General features: G+C 75.3%; 19 protein-coding genes. 12 read left to right on the top strand and 7 right to left on the bottom strand.

Annotation, left to right across the window (positions count from 1 at the left end):
• Positions 1-372: 372 nt before the first annotated feature.
• Positions 373-2,955 carry a DNA translocase FtsK gene (locus KIK08_RS26875; RefSeq protein ID WP_214406047.1) on the top strand — a complete coding sequence of 861 codons (2,583 nt, stop codon included), beginning with the start codon at positions 373-375 and terminating at the stop codon, positions 2,953-2,955.
• A 96-nt stretch (positions 2,956-3,051) separates the two neighbouring features.
• On the opposite strand, the gene KIK08_RS26870 is transcribed toward KIK08_RS26875, so the two are convergent.
• On the bottom strand, positions 3,052-3,876 hold the full coding sequence (locus tag KIK08_RS26870) for a helix-turn-helix domain-containing protein (RefSeq protein ID WP_214406046.1): 825 nt from the start codon (positions 3,874-3,876) through the stop codon (positions 3,052-3,054).
• Between the two features lie 36 nt (positions 3,877-3,912).
• On the bottom strand, positions 3,913-4,431 hold the full coding sequence (locus KIK08_RS26865; protein ID WP_214406045.1) for an amino-acid N-acetyltransferase: 519 nt from the start codon (positions 4,429-4,431) through the stop codon (positions 3,913-3,915).
• 41 nt (positions 4,432-4,472) lie between these two features.
• Here KIK08_RS26865 and rimO point away from each other — a divergent pair, with 41 nt between their 5' ends.
• Entirely contained in the window at positions 4,473-5,969 is a 1,497-nt protein-coding gene (gene rimO / locus KIK08_RS26860; protein ID WP_214406044.1) for a 30S ribosomal protein S12 methylthiotransferase RimO, read from the top strand.
• Positions 5,970-6,002: 33 nt separating this feature from the next.
• Positions 6,003-6,614 (top strand): CDP-diacylglycerol--glycerol-3-phosphate 3-phosphatidyltransferase, encoded by a 612-nt coding sequence (gene pgsA / locus KIK08_RS26855; RefSeq protein WP_214406043.1) that lies wholly within the window; start codon positions 6,003-6,005, stop codon positions 6,612-6,614.
• Positions 6,615-6,643: 29 nt separating this feature from the next.
• Here the strand turns inward: pgsA and KIK08_RS26850 are convergent, their stop codons facing one another.
• Positions 6,644-8,080 carry a pyridoxal phosphate-dependent decarboxylase family protein gene (locus tag KIK08_RS26850; protein ID WP_308257919.1) on the bottom strand — a complete coding sequence of 479 codons (1,437 nt, stop codon included), beginning with the start codon at positions 8,078-8,080 and terminating at the stop codon, positions 6,644-6,646.
• 167 nt (positions 8,081-8,247) lie between these two features.
• On the opposite strand from KIK08_RS26850, the gene KIK08_RS26845 reads away from it, so the two are divergent.
• Together KIK08_RS26845 and KIK08_RS26840 are read left to right on the top strand one after the other, a co-directional pair.
• Entirely contained in the window at positions 8,248-8,673 is a 426-nt protein-coding gene (locus KIK08_RS26845) for a helix-turn-helix domain-containing protein (protein ID WP_214406042.1), read from the top strand.
• 336 nt (positions 8,674-9,009) lie between these two features.
• Positions 9,010-9,825 (top strand): PspA/IM30 family protein, encoded by an 816-nt coding sequence (locus tag KIK08_RS26840; RefSeq protein ID WP_214406041.1) that lies wholly within the window; start codon positions 9,010-9,012, stop codon positions 9,823-9,825.
• A gap of 4 nt (positions 9,826-9,829) precedes the next feature.
• On the opposite strand, the gene KIK08_RS26835 is transcribed toward KIK08_RS26840, so the two are convergent.
• Positions 9,830-10,693: a DNA-formamidopyrimidine glycosylase family protein gene (locus tag KIK08_RS26835; RefSeq protein ID WP_214406040.1), complete on the bottom strand. Its 864-nt coding sequence runs from the start codon at positions 10,691-10,693 to the stop codon at positions 9,830-9,832.
• A 120-nt stretch (positions 10,694-10,813) separates the two neighbouring features.
• On the opposite strand from KIK08_RS26835, the gene KIK08_RS26830 reads away from it, so the two are divergent.
• The 4 genes from KIK08_RS26830 to KIK08_RS26815 are packed head-to-tail and all read left to right on the top strand — an operon-like array spanning position 10,814 to position 14,440.
• Entirely contained in the window at positions 10,814-11,722 is a 909-nt protein-coding gene (locus KIK08_RS26830) for an ABC transporter ATP-binding protein (protein ID WP_214406039.1), read from the top strand.
• Between the two features lie 11 nt (positions 11,723-11,733).
• On the top strand, positions 11,734-12,465 hold the full coding sequence (locus KIK08_RS26825) for an ABC transporter permease (protein ID WP_214406038.1): 732 nt from the start codon (positions 11,734-11,736) through the stop codon (positions 12,463-12,465).
• Positions 12,456-13,799, top strand: coding sequence for a sensor histidine kinase (locus KIK08_RS26820; protein ID WP_308257918.1), 1,344 nt, complete (start codon positions 12,456-12,458; stop codon positions 13,797-13,799). Before KIK08_RS26825 ends, KIK08_RS26820 begins: the two co-directional genes overlap by 10 nt.
• On the top strand, positions 13,796-14,440 hold the full coding sequence (locus tag KIK08_RS26815; RefSeq protein ID WP_214406037.1) for a response regulator: 645 nt from the start codon (positions 13,796-13,798) through the stop codon (positions 14,438-14,440). Before KIK08_RS26820 ends, KIK08_RS26815 begins: the two co-directional genes overlap by 4 nt.
• A 3-nt stretch (positions 14,441-14,443) precedes the next feature.
• Here the strand turns inward: KIK08_RS26815 and KIK08_RS26810 are convergent, their stop codons facing one another.
• Positions 14,444-15,193, bottom strand: coding sequence for a GNAT family N-acetyltransferase (locus KIK08_RS26810; RefSeq protein WP_214406036.1), 750 nt, complete (start codon positions 15,191-15,193; stop codon positions 14,444-14,446).
• Between the two features lie 575 nt (positions 15,194-15,768).
• On the opposite strand from KIK08_RS26810, the gene KIK08_RS26805 reads away from it, so the two are divergent.
• The 3 genes from KIK08_RS26805 to KIK08_RS26795 all read left to right on the top strand — a co-directional run bounded on the left by KIK08_RS26805 (position 15,769) and on the right by KIK08_RS26795 (position 19,003).
• Positions 15,769-17,307, top strand: a complete 1,539-nt coding sequence (locus KIK08_RS26805; RefSeq protein ID WP_214406035.1) for a glycoside hydrolase family 16 protein — start codon at positions 15,769-15,771, stop codon at positions 17,305-17,307.
• A gap of 313 nt (positions 17,308-17,620) precedes the next feature.
• Entirely contained in the window at positions 17,621-18,286 is a 666-nt protein-coding gene (locus tag KIK08_RS26800; RefSeq protein WP_214406034.1) for a transglycosylase family protein, read from the top strand.
• Positions 18,287-18,364: 78 nt separating this feature from the next.
• On the top strand, positions 18,365-19,003 hold the full coding sequence (locus KIK08_RS26795; protein WP_214406033.1) for a nitroreductase family protein: 639 nt from the start codon (positions 18,365-18,367) through the stop codon (positions 19,001-19,003).
• A gap of 15 nt (positions 19,004-19,018) precedes the next feature.
• Here KIK08_RS26795 and yidD read toward each other — a convergent pair whose 3' ends face one another.
• Positions 19,019-19,795 (bottom strand): membrane protein insertion efficiency factor YidD, encoded by a 777-nt coding sequence (gene yidD, locus KIK08_RS26790; RefSeq protein ID WP_214406032.1) that lies wholly within the window; start codon positions 19,793-19,795, stop codon positions 19,019-19,021.
• 107 nt (positions 19,796-19,902) lie between these two features.
• On the bottom strand, positions 19,903-20,788 hold an 886-nt coding region (locus tag KIK08_RS26785), incomplete at its 5' end, for an Lhr family helicase (RefSeq protein ID WP_434056941.1).

The raw sequence follows: 20,788 nt of genomic DNA, 5'->3' as shown, positions 1-20,788 counted from the left end.
CGGCGGCCGGGCGGGGTGGGCTCGGCGGTGGCCGAACCGGTGGAGCGCTGCTCGGTCGGGGTACCGCGGCGGGGCGGGTTCATGAACCACCAGGTCAGTGCGGCGGCCACCACGGCGGCCACGGCCAGCAGCGTCAGGTCCACGGCGGCACCGCCGGGGTCCGTCGCGCGGGCGCTGGCCTTCCCATGGTGGTCGGTTCCTCCGGTCGGGTGCCGGAGCGCGGGTCGTCCGCGCCCCTGTGTTCCTGAGGACCGACCGGACGCGGAAATAGGGTGACCTGCCTCACGGACGGGTCACGGGCCGGAGCGGCCGGTCGGGCCGCTCCGTGCGTCGCAGCCGGAGTCGATCACGGGTTGCCGATACCGTGACGGGATGGCAGGACGCGCGACCACCGGCCGGAGCGGCACCGGGAAGAGCGGTGTCCCCCGTTCGAGCGGCGCGTCCGGGTCCAAGGCGGCGAGCCCGCGCAGCCCCGCGCGCCGGACGACGGGCTCGACGCGCCGCCCCGCGGCCCGGAAGCCGCCGCCCAAGCGCGGCCCCGACCTGCTCGACCGCGCCATCGACGGCGTCGGGCGGGGCATCGCCCGGATGGGCCGCAAGGTGGGCAAGGCGGCCGGGCGCACCCGCGAGCTCGATCCCGCCCACCGCCGCGACGGCGTGGGCGTCGTGCTGATGGTGCTGGCGGTGGTCAGCGCGGCCGGCATCTGGTGGGGCGCGGGCGGGCCGGTCGGGCAGTGGCTGTCCACGGCGATCAGCTACGTCATCGGCAACGGCGCCGTCGTGCTGCCGGTGCTGCTGCTCGGCGCCGGGATCGTGCTGATGGCCACCGAGCCGAGCCCGCAGACGCGCCCACGGGTGGCGGTCGGGACGCCGCTGCTGGCCCTGGGTGTGCTCGGGCTGGTGCACCTGGGCTCGGGCAGCCCCTCGGAGCCCGTGCGCTGGAACGAGGGCGGCGGCGCGATCGGCTACCTGGCCGCCACGCCACTGGCCACCGGGCTCACCGCGTGGGTGGCCGTGCCGGTGCTGGTGCTGCTGTCGTGCTACGCGCTGCTGGTGCTGACCGGCACTCCGGTGCGGGCCGTGCCCGCCAAGCTGGGCCGGCTGATGGGCCGGGGCCTGGACGAGGACGCGGCGGCGGCCGGCTGGGAGCCGGTCGCCGGCCCGGAGAACGACGAGGTCTCCGAGGCGGAGACGGCCGCCCCGCTGCGCCGCCCGTCGCGGCGCCGGCAGGCCACCCGGGCCGCCGACGTCGTGGGCGCCGACGACACCGCTCTGGATGCCGCGGCCACGCCGACGGCCATCGAGCCGCCCGCCGCGCTCCCGCCCCCGGCACCGCCGAAGACCCGCCGCACCCCGCCCGCCGCCGTCCCGGCCACCCCGCCGGCCGAGCCGGAGCCCGAGGGCGCGGTGGGCGAGCAGCTGCGGCTGACCGTGCAGAGCCGCGAGGGCGAGCCGCCCTACCAGCTGCCGCCCAGCGACATCCTGCCCACCGGCCCGGTGCCCAAGACCCGCAGCCGGGCCAACGACGCCATGATCGAGTCGATCACCGGGGTGCTCGACCAGTTCTCGATCGACGCGCAGGTCACCGGCTTCACCCGGGGCCCGACCGTGACCCGCTACGAGATCGAGCTGGGTCCGGCGGTGAAGGTCGAGAAGATCACCGCGCTGACCAAGAACATCTCCTACGCGGTGGCCACCGACAACGTGCGGATCCTGGCCCCGATCCCGGGCAAGTCGGCGGTGGGCATCGAGGTGCCCAACACCGACCGGGAGATGGTGCGCCTGGGTGATGTGCTGCGCAGTTCCACCGCGCGGGCCGAGCAGCATCCGCTGGTGATCGGGCTGGGCAAGGACATCGAGGGGCATTTCCTGTGCGCGAACCTGGCCAAGATGCCGCACCTGCTGGTCGCGGGGTCGACCGGTTCGGGTAAGTCGAGTTTCGTCAACTCGATGCTGGTGTCGCTGTTGTCGCGGGCCACCCCGGACGAGGTCCGGATGATCCTGATCGACCCGAAGATGGTCGAGCTGACGCCGTACGAGGGCATCCCGCACCTGATCACGCCCATCATCACCCAGCCCAAGAAGGCGGCGTCGGCGCTGGCCTGGCTGGTCGAGGAGATGGAGCAGCGCTACCAGGACATGCAGGTCAACAAGGTCCGCCACGTCGACGACTTCAACCGCAAGGTGGTCTCGGGGGAGATCAGCGCGCCGCTGGGCAGCGAGCGGGTGTACCGCCCGTACCCCTACATCCTGTGCATCGTCGACGAGTTGGCCGATCTGATGATGACCGCGCCGCGCGACGTGGAGGACGCGGTGGTGCGGATCACGCAGAAGGCGCGCGCGGCGGGTATCCACCTGGTGCTGGCCACGCAGCGGCCGTCGGTGGACGTGGTGACGGGTCTGATCAAGACGAACGTGCCGTCGCGGTTGGCGTTCGCCACCTCCAGCCTGACGGATTCGCGGGTCATCCTGGATCAGCCGGGCGCGGAGAAGTTGATCGGGATGGGCGACGGGCTGTACCTGCCGATGGGTGCGGGCAAGCCGGTTCGGATGCAGGGCGCCTACGTCGGGGATGACGAGATCTCGTCGGTGGTGGCGTTCACCAAGGACCAGGCCGAGCCGACCTACACCGAGGGTGTGACGGCGCAGAAGGCCGGCGAGGCGAAGGAGGTCGACCCGGAGATCGGGGACGACCTGGAGCTGCTGGTGCAGGCCACGGAGTTGATCGTGACCTCGCAGTTCGGGTCGACGTCGATGTTGCAGCGCAAGCTGCGGGTGGGTTTCGCCAAGGCGGGGCGGTTGATGGACCTGCTGGAGACCCGCGGGGTGGTGGGGCCGTCGGAGGGGTCGAAGGCGCGCGAGGTGCTGATCAAGCCCGACGAGCTCGACGGCGTCATCTGGATGATGCGCGGCGGTGGCGGCGAGCCCGATGCGGACGGTGCCGACGAGCCGTAGGTCCTCGCAGCGCCGGGTGGGTGTCGCAGCCCTGGCTGGGTGCTCGCAGCCCGCCGGCGGGCTGCGAGGGCACCGCTGGGTCTGCGGGACGGCCCGTCAGCGCAGGTCGCGCTCGGCGAGCCAGGCGGTGGCGGTGGTGCCGGCGAGGTCGCGGAAGTCGCGGGAGAGGTGGGCCTGGTCGACGTAGCCGGTGTCGGCGGCCACCGCGGCCAGCGACGGCCGGGCGGGGGAGCGCAGCCGGTCCAGCGCGCGCTCGAAGCGGATCAGGCGGCTCGCGGTCTTCGGGCCGATGCCGGTCTCGGTGCGGAACAGCTCGGCCAGGTGCCGCCGGCTCCAGCCGACCTCCCGGGCCAGCCCGTCGATGCGCAGCCGGCCGCCGGTCTCGGCGAGCCGGTCCCAGGCGTAGCCGACCTCGGGGCGGATGCCGCGCTCGCCCGGACCGTCGGCGGCGAGGCGGGTGAGCGCGGCGTCGAGCAGGTCGAACCGGCTGGACCAGTCGGGGCGATCGGCGAGCCGGTCGAGCAGCGGCCCGACGCGGCGGCCCAGCACGGCGGCGAGGTCGACCGTGTCGCCGGCCAGCTCGGCCGCCGGCAGGCCGAGCAGGGCCCGCGCGCCGCGCCAGGTGAGCTGCAGCTGCAGGCCCGTCTGCGGCTCGCCGACGGCGATCTCGGCCGGGCCGTCGTGCAGGCCGGCGACGAAGGCGGCGAAGGTGCCGGGCGGGCGGCGGCGATCGGCGTTGGCCAGCACCTCGACGGCGCCGTCCAGGCACAGGATGAACGTCAGGTGCCCGGACGCGACGCCCTGGTGCACCCCCCGCGGCCCCGGCGCCGTGCGGTAGCCGACGTAGGTGCTGACGTAGGGGCGCAGCGCGGCCGCGGGCGGGCGGGCGCGCAGCTGCGGCTCGACGGTCGGCGCGGACACCCGACCAGGGTAGGCCCGGACCCCGACGCCCGCCGGTCAGCTCTGCGGTGCCGGGGCGTCCAGGTTCAGCAGCATCCGCACGTTGCCCAGGGTGTTCGGCTTCACGTGGGCCAGGTCGAGGAACTCGGCGACGCCGGCGTCGTAGGAGCGCAGCATCGCGGCGAACACGTCCGGGGCGACCGGGGTGCCGTCGATCTCGGCGAAGCCGTGGCGGGAGAAGAACTGCTTCTCGAAGGTCAGCACGAACAGCCGGCGCAGGCCCAGCTCGCGGGCGCCGTCGATGAGCGCGGAGACCAGCGCGTGGCCCACTCCGCGCCCCACCGCGCGCGGGTGCACGGCCACCGTGCGGATCTCGCCGAGGTCCTCCCAGAGCACGTGCAGCGCCCCGCAGCCGACGACCTGGCCGTCCAGCTCGGCCACCAGGAACTCGGGGACGGCCTCGTAGAGGGTGATGATCTCCTTGGCCAGCAGCACCCGTCCGGCGTACCCGTCGACCAGGTCCTTGATCGTTCTGACGTCGGCGGTCCTGGCCCGCCGCACGGCCACCGTTGCCACGCCGGGCAGTAGATCACAGCGCGGCGGATACCCTGGTGCCCGTGCCCGACCCCAGTGACGCCCCCGCACCACCGCGCCGTGCCGCCCTGCTCACCCTCGGTTGCGCCCGCAACGAGGTCGACTCCGAGGAGCTGGCCGGTCGGCTGGCGGGCAGCGGGTGGGAGCTGGTGGACGCCGACGGCGGCCCGGCGGGCGACGGTCCCGCCCCCGACGTCATCGTCGTCAACACCTGCGGCTTCATCGAGCAGGCGAAGAAGGACTCGATCGACACCCTGCTGGCCGCCTCCGACGTGGTGAAGCAGAGCGGCGGCAAGGTGGTGGCGGTCGGCTGCCTGGCCGAGCGCTACGGCGCCGAGCTGGCCGAGAGCCTGCCCGAGGCCGACGCGGTGCTCGGCTTCGACCACTACCCGGAGCTGGCCGAGCGCCTCGGCGACGTGCTGGGCGGGCACGCCCCGGTCTCGCACGTCCCGGTCGACCGGCGCACCCTGCTGCCGATCAGCCCGGTCGACCGCCCCGCCGCCGCGGGCGACGTGGCGGTGCCGGGCCACGCCTGGGTCCCCGACCTCACCCGCACCCGGCTCTCCGACGGCCCGGTCGCCTCGCTGAAGCTGGCCTCGGGCTGCGACCGCCGCTGCGCCTTCTGCGCCATCCCGTCGTTCCGCGGCTCGTTCGTCTCCCGCCCGCAGGACGACGTGGTGGCCGAGGCGGCCTGGCTGGGCATGCAGGGCGTGCGTGAGCTGGTGCTGGTCAGCGAGAACTCCACGTCCTACGGCAAGGACCTGCCCGGCGGGCAGGGCGCACTGGCCCGGCTGCTGCCGCGGATGGCGAACGTGCCCGGCATCGACCGCATCCGGGTCAGCTACCTGCAGCCCGCCGAGATGCGCCCCGACCTGCTGCGCACCATCGCCACCACGCCGGGCGTCGCGCCGTACTTCGACCTGTCCTTCCAGCACGCCAGCGCCCCGGTGCTGCGCCGGATGCGGCGCTTCGGCTCCCGCACCGACTTCCTCGACCTGTGCGAGCGCATCCGCGCGCTGGCGCCGGAGGCCGGCATCCGCAGCAACTTCATCGTCGGCTTCCCCGGCGAGACCGAGGACGACATCGCCGAGCTCGAGGCGTTCCTGACCGGCGCCCGGCTCGATGCGGTCGGCGTGTTCGGCTACTCCGACGAGGACGGCACCGAGGCCGCCGGCTACGACGGCAAGCTGCCCCCCGAGGTCGTGGCCGAGCGGGTGTCGCGGATCGTGTCGCTGGCCGACGAGCTGATGGCCCAGCGCGCCGAGGACCGCGTGGGCACCGAGGTCGAGGTGCTGATCGAGGCGGCCGAGGACGAGGACATGGAGTGCACCGGCCGGGCCGCGCACCAGGCCCCCGAGGTCGACGGCGAGTGCGTGCTCGAGCGCGGCGCCGGCCTGCAGGTCGGCGACATGGTGCGGGCCGTCGTCGTCGGCACCGAGGGCGCCGACCTGATCGTCTCGCCGCGCGAGCTGATCGAGCGCTCCGGGCTGAAGCCGGCGGCCGTCGGCAGCGCCGGATGACCCCGCGGAGGACGAGCAGCTCATGAGCACCCGATGACCACCCCGCCGGCCGGACCGCCGCCGCTGCTCAACATCGCCAACGTGCTCACCGGGCTGCGCCTGCTGCTGGTGCCGGTGTTCCTGGTGCTGCTGATGCACGGCGACGGCACGGACGACGGCTGGCGCCTCGGCGCGTTCGCGGTGTTCGCGCTGGCCGCGGTCACCGACCGGTTCGACGGCGAGCTGGCCCGCCGCCGGGGCCTGGTCACCGCGTTCGGCACCATCGCCGACCCGATCGCGGACAAGGCGCTGATCGGCTCGGCGCTCATCGGGCTGTCCCTGCTGGGGCAGCTGGCGTGGTGGGTCACCGTGGTGATCATGGGCCGGGAGATCGGCATCACGCTGCTGCGGTTCTTCGTGCTGCGCCACGGCATCATCCCGGCCAGCCGCGGCGGCAAGGCAAAGACGCTGGTGCAGACGGTGGCGATCGGGCTGTTCGTGCTGCCGCTGGAGGCGCTGCCCGCCATCGCCGGCCCGGCCGACGCGCTGCGCTGGGTGATCATGGCGGTGGCGCTGGCGCTCACCATCGTCACCGGGATCGACTACGTGCTGCGCGCGATGCGGCTGCGCTCGACGGCCGGCGCCACCGTGCGCGATCCCGGATAGTCGACGCGGCCGGCAGCCGCCGGCGTGCGCTACGGCCCGGCGAGGTCGCGGGCGTGGCGGCGCAGCGCGGACACCGCCTCGTCGAGCCGGGCCCGGTCGGTGCGGTGGTTCAGCACGCACAGCCGGCCCAGCCGGCGCCCGCGCACCCGGGTGCTGGCCAGGAACACCCGGCCCTCGGCGTCGACCCGGCGCAGCAACTCGGCCGTGCGCGCGTCGAGCTCCTCGGGCGTGCCGGGGCCGGAGCAGCGGAACGCGATGGTGGACAGCTCCGGCGGGGCGAGCAGGGTCAGCCCGTCGACGTCGCGCAGCGACGCGTAGGCCGCCGCCGCGAGGTCGAGCTTCTCGTCGAGCGCGTCGCGGAACGCCGCGACGCCGTGCAGGTGCAGCGGCAGCCACAGGCGCAGCCCGCGGGTGTCGCGGGTGAGCTCGGGGCCAAGCGCGGCGAAGTCGGGCAGCTCCAGCTCGTCGAGGTCGTGCAGGTAGCCGGCTTCGTCGTCGCCGGAATGCGCGGCGCGGAGCGCGCCGACGTCGCGGACCAGCAGGGCGCCGGTGCCGAAGGGCAGGAACAGGCCCTTGTGCGGGTCCAGGACGACCGAGTCGGCCCGCTCGATGCCGCGCAGCCGCGCGCTCCCGCGCTCGGTCAGCGCGAACGCGCCGCCGTAGGCGCCGTCGACGTGGAACCACAGGCCCTCGCGCGCGCAGAGGTCGGCGATGGCGGGCAGCGGGTCGACGGTGCCGGTGTTGGTCGTGCCCGCGCTCCCGACCACGCAGAACGGCGTGCGCCCCGCGGCGCGGTCGGCGGCGACGGCCGCGGCGAGCGCTCCGACGTCCATGTGCAGGCCGCCGTCGTGCAGGCCGCCTGCGGTGGGCACGATCCGCACCGCGCCGGTCGGGAAGCCGGCCAGCCGGGCGGCCTTGACCACCGCGTGGTGCACCTGGTCGGTGGCGTAGAGCGTGCCGGACAGGAAGTCCTCGCCGAGCCGGTCGTGCCGGGCGGTGATCAGCGCCGAGAGCGTCGCGATCGAGCCGCCCGAGGTCAGCAGGCCGCCCGCGGTCGCCGGCAGGCCGAGCCCGTCGGCCAGCCAGCGCAGGACGTCGGCCTCGAGCGCCACCAGGCCGGGGGCCGGCGCGGCCATGCCGGTGTAGCGGTTGAGCACGTCGGCGACGAGGTCGGCCAGCCCCGCGCTCACCAACCCGCTGCCCGGGATGAACGCGAAGTAGCCCGGGCTGGACGGGTTCAGCCCGGGGCGGGCGGCCCGGTCGACGACGGCGAGCAGCTCGGCCAGCGGGCGCCCGTGCTCGGGCGGCGGGCGGCGCAGGTCGGGGTCGGCGAGCACGTCGTGCGGGTAGGAGAGGTCGGCCAGCGGCGCGTCGGGCAGCGCGGCGAGGACGCCGCTCAGGTAGTCGACGACCTGCCCGGCCATCGCTCGCCACTGCGCGTCGTCGGGTTCCAGGGGGCGGTCCACCGGCCCAGGCTGCCAGGCGCCGGCGGCGACGGCGGTCGAATTGCGCGGCGCGTGTTCGCCGTGGGCGTACGCGCCCGCCCGGCGCTGCCGCCGCCGCTCGGGCGCGGATGTCGGTACGGTGATCTCACGGTCGGCAGCGACCGGAGGACGTCCACGAGGAGGGTCGCATGGCGGTGCTGATGCGGGAGGCGATCGGCGGCAGCCTGCGGCGCATGCGGACCGCGCGGCGGCGGACGCTGCGCGACGTGTCCCGGCGGGCGCGCGTGAGCCTGGGGTACCTGTCCGAGGTGGAGCGGGGGCGCAAGGAGCCCTCCAGCGAGCTGCTTGCCGCGATCTGCGAGGCGCTCGACGTCGCCCTGTCCGAGCTGCTCTCCGACGCGGCCGAGACCCTCGACGCCGCCGCGGCGGCCGACGCGGCCGCGGCGCGCCCGCAGCGCCTGGTCGGGCTGCGCCACATGGATCTGCGCCTGGCCGGCGCCGACGACCTCCGCACCGGCCCGCTGCACGCGGGCGCCCCGCTGGCCCCGGTCGCCCCGGTCGCGCCGGCGTCCGCCCAGCCCGACCGCGTGGGCACCGTCCGCGCGGCGGCCTGAGCGCCCCACCACCAGCACATCCAGCACATCCAGCACTGCCCGCGCCCACGGCGGGCCGCCCTCCGACGGCGGTCCGCCCGTCGGCGTGCCGGCCGCGGTAACCCGTTCGGCGGTAGGGCGGGCGGTATCCCGAGTTCCGGGTTCCCCCGACGGCGAGATCGGGATGATCCCCGATATCGTCGGGCATCGGTGGAAGCCGGGCGGCTCCGGTGCCACGATGGGGGCAGCGCACCGGCATCCGGGTCGGACGGCGCTGCAGGTGGGGGAACGCGCCGTCGGTCCCTCGACGGATCACTGGCGCGATACTTGTGTCGCACTCGGAGGTAGGCGGAGCAGATGGCCAACGGTTTCACGAAGGCCTGGAAGTACCTGATGGCGCTGTTCTCGTCGAAGGTCGACGAGTACGCGGACCCCAAGGTGCAGATCCAGCAGGCCATCGAAGAGGCGCAGCGCCAGCACCAGGCGCTCTCGCAGCAGGCAGCGGCGGTGATCGGCAACCAGCGCCAGCTGGAGATGAAGCTCAACCGGCAGCTCGGCGAGATCGAGAAGCTGCAGGCCTCGGCCCGCCAGGCGCTGGTCATGTCCGACCAGGCCCGCGCTTCCGGCGACGAGGTGAAGGCCCAGCAGTACGAGCAGTCGGCGCAGGCCTTCGCGTCCCAGCTGGTGACCGCCGAGCAGTCGGTCGAGGACCTCAAGACCCTGCACGACCAGTCGATCCAGGCCGCGGGGCAGGCCAAGCAGGCCGTCGAGCGCAACTCGATGATGCTGCAGCAGAAGATCGCCGAGCGGACGAAGCTGCTCAGCCAGCTCGAGCAGGCCAAGATGCAGGAGCAGGCCGCCGCCTCGCTGCGGCAGATGACCGAGCTCACCGCGCCCGGCAACACCCCCTCCCTGGAGGAGGTGCGCGACAAGATCGAGCGTCGCTACGCCAACGCGATCGGGTCCGCCGAGCTCGCGCAGAACTCGGTGCAGGGCCGGATGCTGGAGGTCCAGCAGGCCTCGGTCGACATGGCCGGCGCCAGCCGCCTGGAGCAGATCCGCGCGTCGCTGCACGGCGGTCCGGTGGCCCCGCAGATCAACGCGGGCGAGCAGGCCACCCAGCCGGCGCCGGCGCCGCAGCTGAACAAGCAGCAGCAGCCCGGCACGGCCTGATCGGCTAGATCCGACCCCGGCGCCGGCCCTCCGCACCCCGGAGGGCCGGCGCCGTCGTGCGTGCGGGGGCGGGTGCGGGTCCGGGCTGGCAGCGCGGGCACCAGTAGGCGATCCGCGCGTAGAGGCCGTCGCCCTGCTCCGCCGTGCGGATGCGGGTGCCGCAGCGCCGGCAGCGCTGCCCGTAGCGCTCGTACACCCAGTGCGTGCGCCCGCGGCCCAGCTCCCCGGTGGTCGACTGGTCGGGGCGGTCGGCGTTGCGCAGCAGCAGTTCGCGCGACAGCGCGATCGCCCCGGCCGGGTCGGGCACGTCGCGGGTGAGCGTCCAGGGCGAGAGCCCGAGCAGGAAGCACACCTCGGTCTTGTAGAGGTTGCCCACGCCGGCCATCACCCGCTGCTCCAGCAGCACCAGGCCGAGCTCGGAGTCGCCGCGGGCGGTGAACCGGCGCAGCGCCTCGGCGGCGTGCTCGGCCGACCAGGTGGGGTCGAGCAGGTCGGGGCCCAGGTGGCCGACCAGCCGGTCCTCCTGGGCGGTGGGCACCAGTTCCATGTCGTGCAGCGCGAACCCCACCGCCACCCGCTCAGCGGTCTCCAGCACCGCCCTGGCCTCGTGCGCAGGGCGCTGCCAGGACACGCCGGGCCGGTAGAGGTGCCAGGAGCCGTCCATCCGGAAGTGGGTGTGCAGGGTGCGGCCGTCGTCGAAGCGGGTCAGCAGGTGCTTGCCCACCGACACGACGTCCAGCACGGTGCGCCCGGCCAGGTCGTGCTGCACCAGCCGGGGGTGGCGCAGCTCCCCGCGCACCAGCGTGCGCCCGGCCAGCGCGGCGCGCAGCCGCTTGCCGGCCAGGTACACGGTGTCTCCCTCGGGCACGGACCGACGGTAGCGCCGATCGGCCTCCACCGATCGGTGGATCGGCCGTCCACCGCGACCGGCCCCATCCACCGCTCGAAGGTTGATCCACTCCGGCGGCCCGACGACGAGTCTTGAGCCATGCCGGTCATCGAGGTGGACAGCCTCCACAAGCGCTACCGCGACCACGTCGCGGTGCAGGACGTCTCGTTCTCCGTGGAGGAGGGGGAGATCTTCGGGGTCTGCGGGCGCAACGGCGCCGGCAAGACCACCACCGTCGAGTGCATCGGCGGGTTGCGGGCGGGCGACGGCGGCTCGATCTCGGTGCTGGGGCTGGACCCGGTGCGCGACCGCGCTGCGCTGCGCCGCGCCGTCGGCATCCAGCTGCAGGCCAGCGAGCTGCCCGACCGGATGCGCGTGCAGGAGGCGGTGGAGCTGTTCGCCTCGTTCTACCCGGACCCGGCCGACCCCGACGAGCTGATCGAGCGCTGGGGGCTCGGCGCGAAGCGCCGCGCGGCGTTCAGCAAGCTCTCCGGCGGCCAGAAGCAGCGGCTGTCGATCGTGCTCGCCCTGGTCGGCAACCCCCGCGTGGCGATCCTCGACGAGCTCACCACCGGCCTCGACCCGCAGGCCCGCCGCGACACCTGGGCGGCCATCGAGCAGATCCGCGACTCCGGGGTGACCGTCGTGCTGGTCACCCACTTCATGGAGGAGGCCGAGCGGCTCTGCGACCGGATCGCGCTGATCGACACCGGGCGCGTGGTCGCCATCGACACCCCGACCGGACTGGTCGCGAGCCTGCCCGACGGCCAGCGGCTGCGCTTCCGGCCCTCGGCCGAGTTCGCCGACACCCTGCTCACCGACCTGCCCGAAGTGCGCGACGTGCGGCGCAAGGGCCCGACCGTCGAGGTGACCGGCCGCGGCGACCTGCTGCAGGCCGTCACCTCCGCGCTCGCCGACCACCGCGTGATGGCCGTCGACCTGCGCCTGGACCAGCCCACCCTCGACGACGCGTTCGTCGCCCTGACCGGTCGCCCCTCCGGCGAGTGAGGACACCCACCATGTCGACGCTGTCCGCCCTGTCCAAGGCCGAGACCCGGCTGTTCCTGCGCGACCCGGTGACCGTGGTGGTCGCCGTGCTGCTCCCGACGCTCATCCTGGCCGGCCTGGGGGCAGTCCCGGCCCTGCGGGAGCCCTTCCCGGAGATCGGGATGACGTTCGTGGCCTACTTCGCGCCGTCGCTGCTGGTCATCAGCATCGTGCAGCTCGGCCTGCAGACGCTGCCGACCGCGCTGGCCACCTACCGGGAGCGGGGGGTGCTGCGCCGCTACTCCGCGACCCCGGTCAGCCCCCTGGCGGTGCTCGTCGTGCAGCTGCTGGTGAACCTGGTGACGACGCTGCTGGCGGTCGCGCTGCTCGTGCTGGTGGCGGTGGTGGGGTTCGGCGTGCCCGCCCCGCGGCACCCGCTGGACTTCGGGCTGGCGGTGCTGCTGGGCACCTCCGCGGTGTTCGCGCTCGGGCTGCTGATCGCCGCGGTCGCCCCGCGGGCCCGCACCGCCGGCGGCATCGGAGCGCTGGCGTTCATGCTCACGCTGTTCTTCGCCGGCACCTACCTGCCCAACTTCCTGCTGCCCGAGGCGATCGTGCGGATCGGTGCCTTCGTCCCGCCGGGGGTGGCGGCGATCAAGGACAGCTGGGTGGGCGCCGGGGCCGACCCGCTGGTGCTGGTGGTCATGGCCGTGACGACCGTGGCCGCCTCCGCGCTGGCCGCTAGGTTGTTCCGGTGGGAGTGACCCCCGGCGCCGACGCGGACCGCCCGCTGTCCGCGGCGTGCGCGGCGGCCCCGCCGCGGACCGGGCACGTCCGCGGCACCGAGCTCGACGCCCGCCAGGTGCGGATCGACACGCTGCTCAACCGCTACGTCGGCTACCTGGGGCTGGCCATCGGCGTCGTCCTCACCCCGTTCCTGTACGAGTCCAACCCGGCCTACCTGGCAGGCGTCATCGGGACGTCGCTGGCCAGCGCGGTGTGGACCTACTGCTTCGTCACCCGCCGCCCGGCCCCGGCCGAGGAGCCGCGCTGGGGCGTGGTCTACGTCGTCGGGCTGCTGGGCTTCATGGGCGCGCTGGTCCTGCAGTCGGGCTTCTTCGGCTTCCAGTCCTTCGCCGGCTACGTGCACTCGTTCGCCTACCTGCGCGGCCGGGGCCGCTGGGTCGGGCTGACCTGCACCGCCTCGCTGGCCGCCTACGGGCAGATCGGCAGCCCGCCGCCGGCCACCCTGACGCTCGGGTTGGCCTCCGGCTGGCTCGTGCTGTCGCTGCTCAACGCCGTGGTCGCCGGGATGTTCATGTACTTCTCCGAGTTCGGCGCGGCGCAGACCCAGCGCCACCGCAACGCGATCGAGGAGCTCAACGAGGCCAACCGGCAGCTGTCGGAGACCCTGGCCGAGAACGCCGCCCTGCAGGTCCGGTTGCTGGCCAGCGCCCGCGAGGCCGGGGTGCTCGACGAGCGGGCCCGGCTGGCCCGCGAGATCCACGACACCATCGCCCAGGGCCTGGCCGGGGTGATCACCCAGCTGGAGGCGGCCGGCTCGGCCGAGGACGACCCGACCCTGCGCCGCCGGCACGTCGACACGGCGATGGGGTTGGCCCGGGAGAGCCTGCGCGAGGCCCGGCGCTCGGTGGAGGCGCTCACCCCCGGCCAGCTCGACCGGGCCCAGCTGCCCGACGCGATCGCCGAGATGGCCAAGCGGTGGGCCGAGACCGCGGACGTCGCGCTCGTCCTGGACACCACGGGCGTCCCGGTGCCGCTGCTGCCCGAGATCGAGGTGGCCCTGTTCCGGGTGGCCCAGGAGGCGCTGGTCAACGTGGGCAAGCACGCCGACGCCGAGCGCGTCGGGCTGACCCTGTCCTACATGGACGACGTCGTCGTGCTCGACGTTCGCGACGACGGCCGCGGCTTCGTCCGGGACGGGGTGGTCGCCACCGCCGACTCCGGGTTCGGGCTGGCCGCGATGGAGACCAGGGTGCGGCGCGTGTCCGGCACCCTGACGGTGGAGAGCGCGCCGGGGGAGGGCACCGCCCTGTCCGCGAGCGTGCCGGCGATCCCGGCGGAGGTTCGGTCGTGACGGTCAAGGTGCTCATCGTGGACGACCACCCGGTCGTGCGCGACGGGCTGCGCGGGGTCATCGACGGCGAGCCCGACATGCAGGTGGTCGGCGAGGCCGGGGACGGCGCGGAGGCGCTGGCCCGGGTCGCCGACGCGGCCGACGGCGGGGTCGACGTGGTGCTGATGGACCTGCGGATGCCGCGGATGGGCGGCGTCGAGGCCATCAAGGAGCTGCGCCGCACCGCCCCGTCGGTGCGGGTGCTGGTGCTCACCACCTTCGACACCGACCGCGACGTGCTGCCCGCCATCGAGGCGGGGGCCACCGGCTACCTGCTCAAGGACACCCCGCGCGCCGAGCTGCTGCGCGCCGTGCGGGCCGCGCACCGCGGCGAGGCGGTGCTCTCGCCCGCGGTCGCCGGCCGGCTCATGGGACAGGTCAGGGGCCCGGAGCCGGAGGTGCTCAGCGCGCGCGAGCTGGAGGTGCTGGCGCTCGTCGCGGCCGGCTCGACCAACCGGGAGACCGCGCAGAAGCTGTTCATCAGCGAGGCCACGGTCAAGACGCACCTGCTGCACATCTACGCCAAGCTGGGGGTGCGCGACCGGGCGTCCGCGGTGGCGGTGGGCTACCAGCGGGGGCTGCTCGTGCCCGACGGCCGGTAGCGCTCACCCGGGGATCGGGATGCGCACCGCGTAGAGCACGTCGTCGTCATGGTGGACGAAGCCCAGCCGCCGGGCCACCGCGAGGCTGCCCGCGTTGTCCGGGGAGGTCGTCCAGGTGGGCACGTTGCCGCGGGCCCGGACGTCGGCCACGACGGCGGCGGCGCAGGCCGCCGAGAGCCCCCGCCTGCGGTGCTCGGCGGCGGTGACCACGCCGAGGTCCTCGTGGGCGCGGCCGAGGTAGAACGGCAGCGCGACCGACACGATGGCGCCGTCGACGAGGGCGCCGTGCGCGACGCCCGCGGCGAGCACCTCGTCGACGCCGCCCCAGGTCTCGTGGACCCAGGCGATGTCGGCGGGCAGGGCCGACAGCAGGGCGGCATCGGCCGGGGTGAGCCGGCGCACGGCCGGGTGCGGCGGCGGCATCGCGGCCGTGGCGGGCAGCGTGGCGATGACGCGGTCCCAGACCAGGGTCTGCGGTGCCGACCGGCGGAGGGCGGGCAGCCACTGCGGGGCGGCGTCCACCATGCCCTCGATGCCGGCCAGCTCGTCGGGTGCGACGGCGTCGGGATCGCCGCGCAGGGCGTAGTTGCCACCGCCCGCCGCGGCCATGACGACACGGGGCTCGTGGAGGCGGTCGACCCAGCAGTTCCCGACGCCGCTGCGCAGCACCTGCTCGAACACCAGCGGTCCCGGCCGCTCCGGGTCGAACCACGGCCGCAGCGCGGGCCGGTCGTCCGGGGGAACGGGGAGCACGGGGTCACCGTGGACCAATCCGGCCGGGCGCGCCACCGGAATACCGCTTCCGGGTCTTTCCGACCCGATGCACCCGTTCGGCGGCATGCCGGCTTCCGGTCCGAGCCCGGCGCGGCCCGCTGACCAGGGATTCCGCCTCCGGGACGGGCACCGCGCCGGAACCGGCGCCGCGGGGCCGGGACGCCCCCGGCGGCGAGCGCCGACGACCGCCGGGCTTGACGTGACCGTGCGAACACCCTACGTGACACCTGGGACGGGTGTGACGGGTGGGGTCGATGCGACGCCACTCCGCATCGGTCCACGAATCGCCGCCCCCGGGGCGAGGCTTACAGCGCTGTCATTCGGTTCACGCAGCGCAGCCGACCGTGCGGCGGGGTCTGTCCGTCGGGCACCGACCGGGTCGGGTGGAGGGCCCTCCGGCCCACCGGAGTGCGGATGCGTGACCGGCCCGGAACGGCCGGGCCGCGACTTCACCCGAACGCATTGCCGACCGCCCGAAACGGAAATCCGGCCCATACCTTCACCGCCACTGATCGAGCGGACCCGGGGTGTGGAGGTGTCCAGTGCGACGAGGGATGACGGTCGGCGCGGTGGTCGTGGCGATGCTCACGGCCGGAACGATGACGGCGGCCGCCGAGGCTGCGAGCCCGGGCGCTGCGGCCCGCCCGGCCACCCCGATGACCGAACCCGACGACGGACGGCAGCCCGACCGGCCCGACGTCGTCCGCCCGACGCCCACCGCGGAGCCGGACCCCGTCGACGAGCCGGAACCGGCCGCCGAGGAGGAACCGGCCGCCGAGGAGCCCGCGGAGCCCGAGCCGGACGCGCCTGACGCCCCGGGGGCGGAGGGCCGGCCGCCGGGCTTCGAGACCAGCGCGGCGCACCTGCTCGGGTGGGGCGAGCCCAACCGCGTCGACGACTTCGACACCGAACTCGGCCCCGGCTGGGACGTCTACGACAGCCCGGGCCACGTCGGCAACGGCCGGCGCAGCCCGTCGGCCGTGGACGTCGACGACGGCATCATGACGATCACCGGTGACCCGGACGGCACCACCGCCGGCATGGCCTGGAACCCCGGCCAGAAGTACGGCCGCTGGGAGGGCCGGGTCCGCGTGCCGGTCGGTGACGACCAGTACCACGCCCTGCTGCTGCTCTGGCCGGACGAGGAGAACTGGCCGGTCGGCGGCGAGGTCGACTTCATGGAGATCATGGACGGCGACCGCGACGGCGCCGAGATGTTCCTGCACTACGGCAAGGACAACTCGCAGGTCAGCGGGAGCGTCGACGTCGACGCGACGCAATGGCACAACTGGGCGGTCGAGTGGACGCCCGAGTACATCGCCGCCTACCTCGACGGCGAGGAGTGGTTCCGCTCCGAGGACAAGAAGACCCTGCCGCCGGGACCGATGCACCTGTGCATCCAGCTGGACTGGTTCCCCGACCCGGGGGCCCCGGACATGTCGGAGATGATGGTCGACTGGGTGCGGCAGTACCCGCTGACCGCCGCGTCCCCGCCGGCGCCCACCCCGACGCCGACCCCCGCGCCGACCACGGTTCCCGCGCCGACGACCGCGCCCGCCCCGACCACCACGGTCCCGGTCCCGACAACGGTCCCGGCCGCGCCGACGACGCCGCCTGTCCCGACGGACCTGCCGGTGCCGACGACGCTCCCTGTGCCGACGCCCGAGCCGACACCTCTGCCGACGCCTGTGCCGACGCCTGTGCCGACGCCTGTGCCGACGCCCGAGCCGACCCCTGCGCCGACCCCTGCGCCGACACCGGAGCCAACCCCCGAGCCGACGCCTGCGCCGGCACCCGAGGCGACACCTGCGCCGACACCCGTGCCGACGCCGGAGCCGACGCCTCTGCCGACGCCGGAGCCGACGGTGGCACCGGTGGTGCCGACCACGTCGCCGGCCCCGACCACCACGGTCCCGGTACCGACCGGCGTGGCGACCCCCGTCGTGCCGATCGACCCGCCCGCGGCGGCGCCGCCGGCCCCCGTCACGGGCGACGAGGCCCTCGCCCGGATCCGGGCCCGGCTCGACCAGCTGGTGAGCGAGTTCCGGACGCTGCTGGTGGCGTACCTGATCGGAAGCGGGTTCGGCGGATGAGCCCGCGGGCGGTGCCACCGGCGCCGTGCCGGGCGACCGGAGCCGACCGCGTCCCGGTGCCCGGACGTGCGGCACCGAGGTGGTGGCGCGCCGCGACCGGTGGCGGTGCCCCGTCCACCCTGCGGACCGGGGTCGGGCGGACCGCGGCCGCCCGGCCCTGCCCCTGGCGCTGAGGCGCCCGCCGGCCCGGGCCCGGGGTGCATCCCCGGCCCGGACCGGTCGTCGCCGCCGCTGCTGCTGCGGATCTGTGTCTCGGTGCGGTGTCTCGGTGCGGTGTCTCGGTGCGGTGTCTCGGAGAGGACGGCGGAACGTCATGGGAATCGGGTGGCGCGGGGTGGCGGGCGGCGCGGCCGTGGTGCTGGCGACGGTCTTCGGGCTGCCCGCGGTGGGCCCGTCCAGTGCGGGGGCCGACCCCTCGGCCGACGACTGGGCGACCCTGCGCGCCTGCGAGTCGAGCGGGCGCTACGACGTCGTCGCGACCCACGGCCACTACGGCGCCTACCAGTTCGACATCCCCACCTGGAAGAGCGTCGGCGGCACCGGGCTGCCCTCCGACGCGAGCCCGGCCGAGCAGGACTACCGGGCGCTGTACCTCTACCGGATGCGCGGCTGGCAGCCGTGGGAGTGCGCCCGGATGCGCCACCTCGTGCCCGACGCCGACGCGCGCAGCAAGCGGGTGCCCACGCGCGCCGAGGCGCGGTACATGGCCCCCGACGCGCCGCGTGAGGTCCGGGACGTGCACCCGCCGAGCCACGGCGTGCCGCGGTGGCCGGGCGTCGTGTTCGCGTTCGGCGACTGCGACCCCGCGCTGCGGGTCTGGCAGCTGCGGATGGGGGAACGCGGCTACCCCCTCACCGGCACGGGCTGCTACCGGGAGCGCACGCGCGCCGCCGTGCTGGACATCCAGCGCCGGTACGGCATCAACCCCTCCGGCCGGCTCGGCCCGCAGACCTGGCGGGCGGCCTGGACCGAGCCGTGACCGGGCGCTCCCGCTTGACGCGGTCAGCCGGTGGCTGGAGGGTCGGGCCGTGATCGACCGGACCGGGGGAGCGCGACCGTGGAGCTGACCGAGGCCATGCGGACCACCGGCACCTGCCGGCGCTTCCGCCCGGACCCCGTGCCCGACGACGTGCTGCACCGGGCCTTCGAGGTGGCGCGGTTCGGGCCGCAGGGCGGCAACCGCCAGCCGCTGCGCTGGGTCGTCGTCCGCGACCCGGTGCTCAAGCAGGCGCTGGCCGACCTCTACGCCCCGCTGTGGGAGGCCTACCCGGGCCGGGGCTCCGCGCGCCGCGACCGCCCGCCCACCAGGGCCGCGATCGACGCCGACCACTTCGTCGCGCACCTCGCCGAGGTGCCGGCGATCATCGTGGTCTGCGCCGAGCTGGCCGCGCTCTACCCGACCGACGTCGAGCTCGGTCGCCTCTCGGTGGTCGGTGGCGGGTCGATCTACCCCACCGTGCAGAACCTCTGCCTCGCCCTGCGCGAGCAGGGTGTCGGCACCGCGTTCACCACCCTGCTGTGCCGGGAGGAGCCGCGGGTGCGCGAGCTGCTGGGCATCCCGGAGGGCATCATCACCGCCGGGCACATCGCCGTCGGCTACCCCGAGCGGCCCTTCCCGACGACGCTGCGGCGCGGGCCGGTCGAGCGCGTCGTGTTCGCCGACCGCTACGACCGGCCGCTGTTCGACGGCGGCTGAGCCGCGGCGCGCCCCTCATCCGCGGCCGCAGTCGCGGACCCGCCGTGCGGCCGCGGCCAGGCCCCGGCGCGCGCCGAGGGCCTCGACGGCCTCGACGGCGTAGGCGCTGCAGCTCGGTGTCGACGGGCACGCCGGCGTGAAGCGGGTGAGCCGGCGCCGGTAGAAGGCGAGCAGGCGCAGCACCGACCCGCGACCCCGACGGGCGGGGACGAGGGCCGCGGCCACGGCCAGCAGCGTCGACAGGCGCAGCAGCAGGTTGCAGTCGCAGGGGCCGTCGCAGTCGCAACGACCGCCACCGCCACCGCCACCGCCACCGCCACCGCCGCCGCCGCCGCCGGAGACGTTGCCGCCACCACCGCCACCGCCGCCGCCGGAGACGTTGCCGCCACCACCGCCACCGCCGCCGCCGGAGACGTTGCCGCCACCGCCACCGCCACCGCCACCGCCACCGCCGGAGACGTTGCCGCCACCGGAGCCGCCGCCCGAGCCGCCCGAGCCGCCGGAGCCGCCCGAACCACCGAACCCCGAGCCGCCGGGTCCCGACCCGCCGGACCCGCCGGACCCGCCGGCCCCACCGGACCCGCCGTCGGCGCGCCCGCCCGAGCCGCCGCGCCCCAGGCTCGGCACGTCGCCCAGGTCGCCGGCCATCTCGACGTAGTCGATCGCGTCGGGTCCCTCGCGGTCCTCGCGCCGCCGGCGGCGGCGCTCCTGCCGTTCGCGCTGCCGGCGCCTGCGCTCCTCGTCGGACAGGTCGCCGCCGCCCGGCCCGCTGCCGTTCATCCCCACCCCCACGTCTGCAGGTCCGTCCCCCCGGGCGGACCACGGAAGTGTGCCTCACGGCCGTGGGCCGTCCCGCCGGACGGTCGCTGATCGTCACGCGTCGGGCGGCGACCGGGTGCTCAGGCGCGCAGGCGCAGCCCCTTCGGGGTGACCCGGAAACCGGCCGCGGTGAGCACTTCGGCGAGCTCGCCGCCGAGCGAGCCGACGCCGTCGGTGCGCTCCACGGCCAGCGAACCCAACCACCCCTCGTGCACCGCCCCGGCCAGCGCGTGGGCCGCCGCGGCCAGCTCGGTGCGGTCGGCGGTGAACGACAGCAGCGAACGGCCGCCGCGCTCGACGTAGAGCACCGGAGCGCCCTCGACCAGCACGACCAGCGCGCCCGCCTTGCGTCCGGGGCGGTGCTTGGTCTCGCCGACCGTGTCCGGCCAGGACAGCGCGGCCCCGTAGGGCTGGGCGGGATCGGCCGCGGCCAGCACCAGGCTGCTGAGCCGGTCCTCCGCGGCTCCCGCGCCGCCCGGGGACGACCGACCCGCCGGTCCGGGGCCGTCGGCCGCGGCCGGCCCGATGGGGGTGCCGTCGGGCCGGGACATGGCGCGCAGCCGGTCGATCGCGCCGGGGACGGCGAACTGCGCCGCGCCCAGGCCCTCGACCACGTAGCCGCGACGGGCGCGGCCGGAATCCTCCATGGCGCGCAGCACGCGGTAGACGGCGGCGAACCCGCCGCTGACCCGCTCGGTGCCCAGCGCACCGCGGGTGAGCACGCCGTGGCGCTCCAGCAGTGCCTCGGCGCGGGCGTGCGCGCGCCGGGTGGGGTCGGGTTCGCGCTGCACGGCCGGTGCCCAGCGCCCGCCCGCCGACGGCGGCCCGCTGCGGCTGGGCCGATCGCCGAGCGCGGGTCGATGGTGACCGCGGCCCGGGCCGCCTCGGCCAGCGCAGCCTGGGCGTCGAACATCGAGCGGACCAGCGCCTCGGCCAGTTCGTCCGGCATCTCCGCGGTCACCAGCA

The organism is Pseudonocardia lacus (assembly GCF_018531445.1).
Classification (GTDB): Bacteria; Actinomycetota; Actinomycetes; order Mycobacteriales; family Pseudonocardiaceae; genus Pseudonocardia; species Pseudonocardia lacus.
This window is presented reverse-complemented; position numbering and strand designations above follow the sequence as displayed.